Origin of the sequence: Niallia sp. Man26 (assembly GCF_022049065.2) — a bacterium.
Classification (GTDB): domain Bacteria; phylum Bacillota; class Bacilli; order Bacillales; family Cytobacillaceae; genus Niallia.
In genome coordinates, this window is sequence record NZ_CP095743.1 from 2,176,779 (window position 1) to 2,188,993 (window position 12,215).

11 protein-coding genes are annotated in these 12,215 nt (G+C 37.8%); 3 read left to right on the forward strand and 8 right to left on the reverse strand.

The features are described 5' to 3' along the window. Positions 1-74 precede the first annotated feature (74 nt). Positions 75-752 carry a polysaccharide deacetylase family protein gene (locus L8T27_RS10995; RefSeq protein ID WP_481858860.1) on the reverse strand — a complete coding sequence of 226 codons (678 nt, stop codon included), beginning with the start codon at positions 750-752 and terminating at the stop codon, positions 75-77. Positions 753-965: 213 nt separating this feature from the next. Here L8T27_RS10995 and L8T27_RS11000 point away from each other — a divergent pair, with 213 nt between their 5' ends. The 3 genes from L8T27_RS11000 (at position 966) to L8T27_RS11010 (ending at position 3,549) form a co-directional block, all read left to right on the forward strand. Beyond that, the gene (locus L8T27_RS11000; protein ID WP_233314742.1) at positions 966-1,727 is read left to right on the forward strand and encodes a YqcI/YcgG family protein; all 762 of its coding nucleotides are present in this window, start codon (positions 966-968) and stop codon (positions 1,725-1,727) included. Between the two features lie 305 nt (positions 1,728-2,032). Next, positions 2,033-3,217 (forward strand): MFS transporter, encoded by a 1,185-nt coding sequence (locus L8T27_RS11005; RefSeq protein WP_237941544.1) that lies wholly within the window; start codon positions 2,033-2,035, stop codon positions 3,215-3,217. Between the two features lie 89 nt (positions 3,218-3,306). Next, positions 3,307-3,549: a hypothetical protein gene (locus tag L8T27_RS11010; protein WP_237941545.1), complete on the forward strand. Its 243-nt coding sequence runs from the start codon at positions 3,307-3,309 to the stop codon at positions 3,547-3,549. Between the two features lie 166 nt (positions 3,550-3,715). Here L8T27_RS11010 and L8T27_RS11015 read toward each other — a convergent pair whose 3' ends face one another. From L8T27_RS11015 to dapA, 7 genes are all read right to left on the reverse strand, one after another. Further along, entirely contained in the window at positions 3,716-4,258 is a 543-nt protein-coding gene (locus L8T27_RS11015; RefSeq protein WP_237941546.1) for a DUF1697 domain-containing protein, read from the reverse strand. Positions 4,259-4,539: 281 nt separating this feature from the next. Continuing rightward, entirely contained in the window at positions 4,540-5,823 is a 1,284-nt protein-coding gene (locus L8T27_RS11020) for an SLC13 family permease (protein ID WP_237941547.1), read from the reverse strand. Between the two features lie 520 nt (positions 5,824-6,343). Next, entirely contained in the window at positions 6,344-7,510 is a 1,167-nt protein-coding gene (locus L8T27_RS11025) for a sialidase family protein (protein WP_237941549.1), read from the reverse strand. Positions 7,511-7,789: 279 nt separating this feature from the next. After that, the gene (pdxA, locus tag L8T27_RS11030) at positions 7,790-8,794 is read right to left on the reverse strand and encodes a 4-hydroxythreonine-4-phosphate dehydrogenase PdxA (RefSeq protein WP_233314741.1); all 1,005 of its coding nucleotides are present in this window, start codon (positions 8,792-8,794) and stop codon (positions 7,790-7,792) included. Next, positions 8,742-10,076, reverse strand: a complete 1,335-nt coding sequence (locus tag L8T27_RS11035; RefSeq protein WP_237941550.1) for a four-carbon acid sugar kinase family protein — start codon at positions 10,074-10,076, stop codon at positions 8,742-8,744. The genes pdxA and L8T27_RS11035 overlap by 53 nt, the downstream gene beginning before the upstream one ends. 9 nt (positions 10,077-10,085) lie before the next feature. Then, a complete protein-coding gene (locus tag L8T27_RS11040; RefSeq protein ID WP_237941551.1) occupies positions 10,086-11,249 on the reverse strand; it encodes an iron-containing alcohol dehydrogenase in 1,164 nt (387 codons plus the stop codon). 45 nt (positions 11,250-11,294) lie between these two features. Continuing rightward, entirely contained in the window at positions 11,295-12,194 is a 900-nt protein-coding gene (gene dapA / locus L8T27_RS11045) for a 4-hydroxy-tetrahydrodipicolinate synthase (protein ID WP_233313631.1), read from the reverse strand. Positions 12,195-12,215 lie beyond the last annotated feature (21 nt).

Here is a 12,215-nt window from a genome sequence, read left to right on the forward strand (position 1 = left end):
TCTTTATTTCCTTTGTAAATTAATCCAATTTAATACTGCTAGTGTATCCTGTTTCTTCTTATATTTATTATCGTCTAACTGCCTGCTTCTTGAAGCTCATTTACTGTTACGAATATATATCCATCCTTTGATAATGCATCAAGTATCCCTTCTGTTGTATTCCATTCCTCTCCAGTCTTGTCATACATCGGATGAAGAAGAATAATCGATCCTGGTGTGATATTTTCCTTCACATATTGTATCTTGTCTTTTGCTGACTGATAAAACTTGTCAGGCTCTAAATTCCAGGTGATCGTTTCCCTGTTATTTTTTTCAAGAAATATAGGTAACCCAATTAGTTTTTTTCCGTATGGAGGGCGAAAATCAATTTCCCCTTCAAAGCCTGTATCTCGAATTAAGCTATCTGTGCTTTCTATTTCTTCCTTTATATAGGAAGGCAACTTAAAAACCATCCTCTTGTGAGAGTATGTATGATTTCCAATTTGATGGCCTGCATCTGCAATCGCTTCTCCTAATTCCATGTTCTGTTCTAGTTCACTTCCTATTAAAAAAAAAGTCGCCTTCGCATCATATTCCTCTAATAGCGGCAGAAGTGCTTCGACATTGTTTGTCGGTCCGTCATCAAATGTCAATGCCACTAGCTTTTCCTCCGTATCGATGTGATTTACGATACTCCCAACCAATTGAACAGTGCGTGAATTCATCAGTTTGTAGGCTCCATACACAACTAACAGAACTATTAGTACTAGAATTAAAACAAACGCAAGCTGATTTTTCCGCAATTCAATCACTCCTAATCGCCTAAATGACAAGCAATACTATACATTACCTATTCTTGACCAGCTCTTATAAATCCTCCAACCGAAAGGTCAAATTTATACACGAAATGTACAGACCTAAGTGGACATATTTCCCTTTTGTTCCCAGTTGAATAGAGTATTAGTACCGATTGTGAGGTGATAATGATTAACATTCTATATAATAAAGACTCCTTGCCGATAAACAGCTTAACTAAATGTCAAGAGAAGGCATTAGAAGCTTTTGAAGCGAAGATGACGGATGTGGATAAACCCTTCCCTTGCATACCTGCGGTTATTGGATTTAGAAAAAATCAATTGCGATACGGATTTATCGGCGATCCACGGGTAGAGAGCAGCAGTGTGGAGCTCGGAGAACTGCTGCTCTCTTATACAGAACAGTCCAGGTCATTCGGAAATTATACCTCTCTGATCATTTTCTTCGAAACACCTGATGAGTTAAAAACCGATTGCGGTGTAGAACAATATGAGGAGCTTTTTTGGCAGCAATTAAGCACGCTTGCTGCACTCGATAAAATGGAATGGCCAGAACATATTCCTAAGGACCCGCATCATTCGTTATGGGAGTTTTGCTTTCATGGCGAGCAGTACTTCATGTATTGCGCCACACCTGCCCACAAAAATCGGCAAAGCAGATATTTTCCAACTATGATGTTTGCGATTACGCCAAGGTGGGTCTTGAAGGAATTCACTAAAAAACCAACTTTCGCTGAGCGGGTGAAAACAAAAATTCGGCAAAGACTTAAAAACTATGATAAAATCGGCATCCACCCTTCCTTAAACACATATGGAGAGACGGATAATCTAGAATGGAAGCAATACTTTCTCCGCGATGATGAAACAGCCCCCATGAAATGTCCCTACCATCGAATTTTAAAAGTATTACGGATAGAAGAAAAAGATAAGTAAAATTTATAACAGGTCTCTTCCTCTATGGAAAGTGACCTATTTCTGGTTAGCTGGATAGATTATTCCTACCTAAAGCCCTGTCCATTTTGCACTGAACTCTCTAACTAATTTTCAAAGCGAAATTATTGAACATTCATTTTCTTTTGTATACTCTGATATATATATAGATAGTCTCTACATAGAAGGTATAAATACGAAAGGTGAAGTTGTCTTACTCTTTAAAACTTAACGTTAACCAATGCGGTGCAAACTTTGTATTTCAATCTACTGACTAGACAGATAATTCGGAAAGGAGATTTTCATCCATGCAAACTATACAAAGGAACCAAGCATCGCTTATTTTATGGATTGTGGTGTTTTTTTGGTTCGCTCAATATGTATATATCCCTTATCAAACTACCTATCTACTGCTAGCCCATATTTCGAGTAATGTAGTAGGTGCTATTATCGGTGCATATGGAATTTCACAACTTGCCCTACGATTGCCAGTAGGTATTCTTGCTGATCTTAGCAGTAATCATAAGCTTTTTATTATTTTGGGAACATTTTTTGCTGGTACTGCTTCCTTTTTTCGAATTTTGTTACCAGATGAAACGGGCTTTTTAATTGCAAATATATTATCAGGGACAGCAAGTGCAACTTGGATTTCCTTTATGGTATTGTATATGAGCTTTTTTAATAAAGAAGCTCAGACTCGCGCAACGAGCAAGATCATTATGGCTAATAACACTGGGATATTACTAGCATTTGTCACTAGCACCTTCTTGTATGATACTGTCGGCATGATGGTGATTTGCGCCTTTAGCTTAGGAGCTGGCCTTATCGCATGTCTGCTTGCCTTTTTCCTTCGTACAACAAAACCGACCAATCAACCTAAAGTTTCTGTAATGGAGTTATTACAGGTATTAAAAGATAAGAACCTTTTACTTTATTCCTGTTTAGCATTAGTACAGCAAGGTGTGCAAATGGCTACAACCATGTCCTTTACAAATCAAGTTATCCAGGAATTGGGCGCCAAAAATATGGAAATTGGTTTTTCCTCTATCATCTATATGATTTCTGCTGTTTTTTTTGCTAAGCTTGCTTCAACGAAATTCCTTGAGCTGCTCACAAAAAAACAGTGGATCTATTCCAGTTTTTTATTACTTGGCATTTACTGTTTGTTAGTGCCGCAATCTAGTTCCGTTTTAATGGTTTGTTTTTTACAATTAATCCCTGGCATGGGTACGGGTATCTTATTTTCGCTGTTAACTTCTGAGGCGCTCCAATCTATTCCTCAGCAAAAACGCTCAACTGCAATGGGCTTCTTCCAGGCTGTCTATGCCGTTGGGATGACAACTTTCCCAATTATCAGCGGCAGTGTTTATGAGCATGTCTCTATGAAAGCAGCGTTTATATTTCTAGCTGGTACTTGTTTTATTGCCTTTATCATCTCCTTGGTTTTCTCTCGTAAGAAAGCTAGAAAATCACATAAGAGAAATGTGTCTTAGAAGGATAAAAGCTGTTGTTATTATGTATGAATACGTTAAGGTTTAGATAGCATAATCAAATAAGAAAGATTGAAAAAAGGAGGAAAAGGATGAATTTATATGATTATTTAGCAAGCATATTTGGCGAGAAATGGGATAAAAACCGACTAGTGGATTATGTTGGTCAAGGACAGCATGAAGAAGTTAAAGATGTCTTAGACAAAGTTAAAACCTTAGAAGAATGGGGTCAATTTGCAGCACATGTTGCCACTGACAGAGGAATAAATATCACTGAAATGGAGTCTTATGATGCTGCTATTATTTTTATAGAGGAATTGCTGCAAGAAGATTAACTAAGTATAATCTATGAAAAATCTCTGCATAACTACTTAAACAGCAATGAATAGGCAGGAAAGAAGCGGTTCATCTTTTTTTGAACCGTTTCTTTGTTCGTATCCAAGATATGTCTTTTCCAACATAAAAATCTTGAATAATCAATGTAACTTGATCATCTGCTAACTAACTGTTTTGTTGCAATAGTTCATATATCTTCCGAGCGGTGTTGACATTTCTAACAGTAACCTGTTTATATAACTTTGAACCAACGATCTTTACCATTCCGCTTTTACTTATATTTTTCTTTTCTGCGGACCATAAAATGGCACCGGGAACATATACCACTCTGTCAATATCTGGTTTGATGACTAGGTTTTTTAGTACAGATTCATCATCGATTTCATCCCATAAAAACAATACATCACTTTTCATGTCTTTGTCATTTCTCCAAGTGTCTGGAATAGAATGAATGATTGCTTTGAAGTCATCAAAGCTGCATATTAATACATTAATTTTCAATCCGAAATCAGAGTGAATCGCTTCCTCCAAAATGCGTGATAAATCCGTTTTTGAAGTACTTATCGATGAAAAAATGATATTTCCTGTATTGATATATGTGACCACATCATTCATCCCTGCTTGTTCAAAAGTCTGTTTAAGCTGCTTCATGTCCATTTTATTTTTCCCACCAACATTTATCCCGCGAAGAAGAGCGATATATATCATAGTCATCTTCCTTTCGAATTTTTACTTATTAACTCATTATATCTAAATGACTATACCGGTTAAACTTCTCTTTTGTTGTAAAAGCGAAAGTTTCTTTTGTAGAAGAAAGCCGAAATGCTCCTTTTCTATATAATAAAAAATGTCTAATCCCATATGCATCCTAGGTTTAGACATTTTCACAAATATGTTGAATCCGCTTTCAAACAATGGCGCTCTTTAACATTCACAATTTAAATATAATTCTATCGCTTCTTTTCTTCTCTATTCCAACTTACGCCTTATCAGTTTACAGGGAACATAAGAATAGCACCGACACATAGTGCAAAGATACGAATTAGATACATAGGTACTGTAAATAACCAGAACTGGGGAAGCTTATATTTACCCATTCCTAAGATCATCGCAGGCATACCATCGACTGGCATATATCCGCCGTTCCATCCAGATACTACAACTGCAATTGCGGCGGCAGCAGGATTAAGTCCCAAACTAATGCTCGTTGCAATAGCGATAGGTGCAAAGATGTATACAGCACCCATATTTGAACCAGTAAAAGTAGCACAAGTACTAGTTAGAAGTGCGAAAATAAAGATAAGAAGGAATGGATGAATATCTGTACCCAATGAATTCGCCACAATGTCACCAATCATTGCTGTAAATCCAGAGTTAGCCAAAGCGTCAGCAACGCCGATAACGCCAGCCATCATAAGAATTACAGGTGCACCCATATTATCGCGGACTTCCTTGAAGTCAAGCACGTTAATTATTAGTAAAAATGCTCCTGCAAGGCCAGGAATTACATAGGCGGCATTGCCCAACACGTTCATAAGCATCATACCAATTACACTTAGGATAAATGCTGCGATGGTACTGTATTCTTTCCATGAAGGCATCGTGACAATTTCTGTCGTAACCGCGACTTCACTATATCCAGAATCTTCTGTAATCGGATGATCTGGTAAAAGACGATAAGCAATCAAACTCCATGCTAAGAAACCAATAGCCAAAATAAAATTCACTACAGCAAATTTTGACATAGAAATCCCGCCAGTATAACCTGCTGTTTCCAGTACGCTTACCGTAACACCATATAAGAGAGCTACATTGAAAGGGAGTAAAGGATGGTTAGTAGCAAATCCTAAAGGCATCATCAGTTTGGACGTAGGCATTTTTTTATTATAAGGGATTGTAGCTATCAACGATAGAATTAGTACATAGTAACCAGTAGAACCAGTACCTGCTAAACTAGCCCCAAGCATAACTACTACTAGTAAAAAAGCATAGCTTTTATAACCGCCCTTATTAACTAATTTGAGCATAGAAGATTGAACCTTACTAATCAAGCTAGTCTTCATTAGTCCTGCCATAACAACCATAAAACCAGCAACCATGATAACGCTTGGATTTACGAAGCCGGCGAAAGCCTCCTGAACAGTAGACAAACCGGTGACTACTAGCAGAAGGGAGGCCAGGATTGGTGGTGCGCCGAAGGCAAATTTATCTGACATGATCATGACAATCATCAGAATCAAAATACCAAGGGCAAGAATCATTTCCATTGTCATTTTTTGTTTCTCCTCTCTTAAATAATGACAGTATGCTTATATTTCAAACTATCAAGGTCTCTAAGTCTGCCTTAAACAGCTGCTTATTTCTGCACACCAAATTCTGCTCGGTAATGCGAACATATTTCTCAAGGTTAAGATAGCTAGGCAGATGAAATGCACCATCAAATGTTTGCATCAAGTAATGCCATTCATACTGGCGGTTATTCTCTGTCCTTATCAGCATAAAGAGCTTAAACGTCAACCTCAAATAGTCTGATTAGAGCAGTCTTGACCAAGTACCTTTTCCTATATTGGAAAAACAATAGCATGTAGAAACCTGCTAAGATGTTTAACAATCTTAGTCGGCGTTAAAGTCTTAAGCTCCTGTCAGGGAGTTACAGCGGTATTGATACTAACCTATTATGTTTACGCTTACAAACAAACAGAAAAAGCATTCTCCTTTTATATCAGTCCCCTACTCTGTTCACTTATTAGGTAAGGGACTAATTTAAGCCTGTATAGAAAGGAAACTACCAATCTAACTTATTTCTCCCGATGTAGGATTGTAAACTCCTTCATTTTCCCGTTTTTCACCATAGATATCTTGAATTGAAAAACTGTTATATTTGACACATATTCTATTTTTATAAGCGTAGACTAAATGTAAAATCCCTTTTGCATCTTGATAAATCGTAGGATATTCAAATTGTGAATTATTCGTTTTATTCTCTGCTCCGATGAAACCTTCTGCGTGTTCAATAATTCGACCGATAGGCCAAGTATTTCCGCCATCTTCAGACACAGACACGACTACTGGGTTTCTTAATCCAGGCCATGCTACTTTGCCTTTTTCAGGGTTTTGAGCTGAGTTTGCATTATAGGCAATTGCGATGGCATTGTTATCAAGTTTGATTGCACTTATACTTGAATTATTATTTGGTAAGATGGTTGGCTCAGGCACTGTCCAAGAATCTCCATAATCTGTTGATTCACTTCTATAAATATAATCAGCAAATCTACTTCTCATAAATGCCACTAAATGGCCATCTGCTAATTCTATAACATTAGCATGTACTCGTCCGTTACTGTCAGGCATGCGTACTTCTTTCCATGTTAATCCTTCATCATCTGATACTTGAAATACTGTAGGATCGTTTGTAAGTCCTAATTCTGAATCCTCACAAACCCATGTGCTGAATATCCATCTACCATTACTTAATACTTGAATAGCTTGTCGAGCAAATGTCCCTTGCTGGCTGAACAATACTTCTGGTTTTGTCCAATTTTCACCATTGTCGTATGTTTTCTGATATTTAATAATGGATGTAAACTGCATATTATCTTTATCTGGTTGGCGACCTTCCTGAGATGTATAGATTAACCATACTGATGAATCAGGTGCTTGGAAGAATGATGGGTTTTGCTCACTGCGAGTATCATCTTGCGAAATAATTTTCGGTTCCTTCCACTCTAGCGTATCATGATTAAATTTCGATAATACTATGGAAATATCAGGACTGCCTTCAAACGAACCTGCAAACCATGCACATAATAAATCTCCATTGTCTATCTTAATAATAGTTGGTGCATGTGCTGTTGAAAAAGGCCCTGATGGAATGAGAGAAAAATCAATATTTGTATAAGCATCATGATATAATTTACCATTTGGAATGGACTCATTTATTACTAATTTATTATTACCCATACTAATCACCTTATCTTTTTAATTAAATTTCTATTTTAATATCCGCTCTTCTAGGATAAACAGTATTTGCTATGCAGGTACCCTTTAAAAGTTCTCTACCAGACTATTATCCACCATAAGTAAGGGGTTACATATTTACATGCACTGTTCTATTGAATTTTGTATCGATACCATATGGGGAACTTAAAATTTCCTAGTTGCTAAAAATTAAAATAAAGCCATTTACTTGAGGAAATTACACTTTAAGTCCCCTTGTACTAATTAATAGGTATCAAATTCTTATTTGCAAACTTCTTTTGGCGACAATTCAGCGGCAGATTGGATGGCTGCGAGCATACTTCTTTCATCAGCTATATTTTTTCCAGCAATATCAAATGCAGTACCATGATCTACAGAGGTACGAATAACTCCGCCATTTAAACCAACCGTTATATTAACACCCTCTTCTAATCCTAATACTTTTATTGGCACATGGCCTTGATCATGATAACAGGCGACGACCAAATCAAAATCACCACGAACTGCACGGAAAAACACGGTATCAGCAGGGTGTGGACCGCTTACATTTATTCCCTCAGCACTTGCTTGCTCAATTCCCGGAACTAGTTTTTCTTCCTCTTCCCCTTCACCAAACAAGCCATTTTCACCTGCATGTGGATTGATACCGCAAACCGCAATTCTTGGATTTGTATAACCTGCACGTGTTAATGTTTCATGAGCAAGCTTTACTACTTTATACGTTCGTTCTGGTGTAATCGACTGAACTGCTTTAATCAGACCAACATGTGTGGTCAAATGAATCACTTTCAATTTAGGTGAAGATAACATCATCGAATAATCCACCGTTTCCGTTAATTCTGCAAGAATTTCGGTATGTCCTGGATATAGATGTCCTCCCTTGTGAAGCGCTTCTTTATTTAATGGTGCGGTACAGATTGATTGTATCTCTTTATTCTTTGCCAATTCAACAGCTGTCTTTAAATATTGAAAGGCTGCATCTCCTGCTTGTGGCGACAATTCTCCAAAAGGCAAGTCAGCAGGTAGTAAATCCAGATCCATACAGTCAATTGTACCGAATTCAAATTTGCTATCAGTGACAGATGCAACTGCTGCTACAGTTAATGGTGCTTGAGTAATACGAATGGCTCTTTCAATCATTTTCGCGTCCCCAATCACAACTGGTCTGCATATTTCGTACACAGCTGGATGGCCTAATGCTTTCACGATAATCTCAGATCCCACTCCTGCGGCGTCGCCCATGGTAATCCCTATAATCGGCTTCATCATAATCCCTCCCATGAAGTTTATAAAGTGCTTTTAACATGACTTCCTTTGAGCCAAAGTTCCCAGCCTTTGTAACTATAAAAAATTCTTTATCAGTGGATACCCGGCCAAGCGGGATACCAGATTCTACTTCATCCAGTAATATAAATTCTTTTGCATTTAATTGTAGGAAAACTTGCTGAGCAGTATCTCCACCAGTTAAAAATAAATATTTTAAATCATGAATAGAGATGATTTCTGCTGCTAATTCACCTAATCTCATGGAAATAATATTGCTAATTTTAACAGCATCATATCCCAGTTGCTCGCCAATGTTACGGGTTTCATTCACATTATTCGAAGAGTATAAAACTACATTTTTCCCTTGAAATAAAGCCTCTTTAGCCTCAGACAGAATTCGCATTAATTCCATTGCCTTTAATTCTTCGTCCTGTAAGACTTTAACCGAATTCATTTCCAGTCCAACCGTTTCCGAATTGTTCAAAAGATGCTGCAGCTGGATTCTGCCTGTTTCACTAACACTGCCAACAACTAAGAGAACAGGTTCAGTATGGATAGGCAGAGGAAGCGTTTTTTCGACTTGTTTCATCCCGTAAATCTCCGGTAAATAATTCATTAGACCAGCAGAACCAACCCAAACGACGGAGAAATCAGTCTGGTGAATCAATTCGACAAGTTTTTCCAAATCAGACTCTTGCGCAGAATCAACTGTAATATAAGAGATCTGATTGTTCTTACAGGAAACCAATTTTTCCATGATAGTGTCATGCCCTTGATGAATCTCTTGAAAGGTAATATGCTCTACCTTCCGCTTTGATTGATTTTCTATCAATCTTTTAATCTCTGAATCCCGGACAGGTGTTTTTGGATCCTTTGCCACCTCGGTATTCTCCAATTTAACAGAATTTAGATAATGAATCCCATTGATGACTTTACGCCCATTCACTGGAAAGGCAGGAGCAATGATCACGAAATCCGGGGAAAAAGAATCAAAGATGGCATTGATTTCCTCCCCAATATTCCCTCTCATGGTCGAATCAATCTTTTTATAGATTACGTCTACTGGATCTGATTTTATCGTGTCACATACCTTTTTCACGCTTTCATAAGCCTCATGCCCGGTAACAGAGCGGCTGTCTGTATTGTAAATAACTGCGTCATAGTCACTCATTTTTTCAGAATGTTCCTGCACCATTACGGACACCTTTAAACCGAAACGAATAAGCTGCCCTCCACAATCACTTGCTCCCGTTAAATCATCCGAAATAACTGATATTCTCATAATCTAGCATTATAGCAGCTGGCGATAAATCGCTTCAATATCTGCTACACTTAATTTTTTTGGATTATTATTTAACAAACGGGTGACTTGTGAAGCTGATACAGAAATTTCCGGCAATTCTTCCTCTTTAACACCATAGCTTTTAAGATCTTGAGGGATTTCTAACACATTGGTCCACTCAACGATTTTTTCGACAACTTTTTCTGCCACTTGGCTATTAGAAAGACCTTCAGTACTGATTCCCATAGGTTCAGCAACTAAAGCCAATCGGTCCGTTATTGCATCCATATTGTATTTCATGACATGTGGAAGGAGCATAGAATTTGCCACACCATGAGGAATTTTATATTTTCCGCCTAAAGGATAGGCCAAAGCATGTACGGCTGCTGTTCCTGCACTTGTTAAAGCCATCCCGCCATACATAGACCCTACCAGCATTTTTTCTCTTGCATCTATTGATTCTCCATTTTGATAAGCTTCCACAATGCTGGAAGAGATTAAACGGATTGACTCTAATGCAAACATATCACTGATTGGATTTGCCTTTGTTGAAATAAAGGATTCTAAAGAATGAGTAAAAGCATCCATTCCTGTTGCAGCCGTGATTGGCTTAGGTAATTTTAAAGTGAGCACAGGATCAAGGATAACTAGTGTCGGAAGTAAATACTTACTTACAATACCAACCTTTAATTCTTGGTCAGGTAGGGTAACGATTGCATTTGGTGTAACTTCAGCACCAGTTCCGGAAGTGGTTGGAATTAAAATTGTCGGAACTCCTGGATTCGCCACAAGGTCAGTCCCCAATAGCTGCTCAACAGATGCATCATTTGTTTTTAACACAGAGAGAATTTTTGTTGTATCAAGAACACTTCCCCCGCCAATACCAATTAATACATCATAATTATTACTTGCCGTTGCTTCAAAAACTTGTTCAATATTTTCTAATGTTGGTTCAGGTAAAATATTTGTATTAGTATCAACAGATATTCCTTTCTCTTTTAACGGATTGGCTATTTGTTCAACAAAACCTAAATCCACCATCGGCGGCTGTGTAATAATCAGTGCTGATTTCACCTCTACTCCTAGTAGGTTTAATTTTTCTCCAAGCAACTGAAGTGAGTTTGGACCTGCGACAATATTTTGCGCAGTTTGAAATTGATAAATCGTTTGCATTTCCATCCACCTTTCTAATTTCATTATGATTGTGTTTTACTATCGTTATTTAACAATCGATTCTTTTCGTTGTTTATACCATTCCACCATTTCAGTGACTATTTCTAGCGCATCTCCTGATACTTCAGATACAGGCATTTTTGGTGGACCTACTGGAACACTGTAAAGTTCTACCGCTTTCTTTAATACAGAAGGCAAGGTACCATGTTTAAAGGTGTCACGAAGAGGCTGTAGCTTTTCTTGATTTTCCTTCGCCGCTTCTATATTTCCTTCTAACCATTTGTCGTAAATTGCAACTACTACATCCGGAACCATATTGGCTGTCGCAGCAACTGCTCCTTTTCCACCAGCTTGTAAGGTTTGGAGAATTAAAGAATCTGTACCAGCAAAAACCGAAAAATCTTCATCCTTTGTTGCATTAATGTAATTCTCAATGTTGGCAAAGTTGCCGCTGCTATCTTTGATTCCGACAATATTCGGTACTTTAGCTAGTCGTGAAACAGTTTCTGGCTCAAGATTAACCCCTGTTCTAGCCGGGATATTGTACAGTAGAATCGGCAAGGAAGTACTCTTTGCTACCTTTTCAAAGTGAACAGCCATTTCCGCTTGTGATGGCGATATAAAGAACGGAGTAATCACGGACAAAGCATCAGCGCCCAACTGCTCCATTTTTTGTGATAAATCAATCGTTTCCTCTGTACTATTACCGCCTGTACCAACGATTACAGGTACTCTTCCATTTGCTTCCTCAATGACAATTTTGGCAAATGTTAATTTTTCTTCCTTATTCAGCAGGTGAAATTCCCCGTTTGTCCCAAGAATGAAAAGCCCATGTACACCTGAATCAAGCAAATGGTTTGTTAATTGTCTTGTAACAGAATCGTTGACTTTTTGTTCTATCGTTAATGGAGTCAACATAGCTGGAATAATCCCTTTTAGCTCCATATCCTTCCACCTTCCAATTCA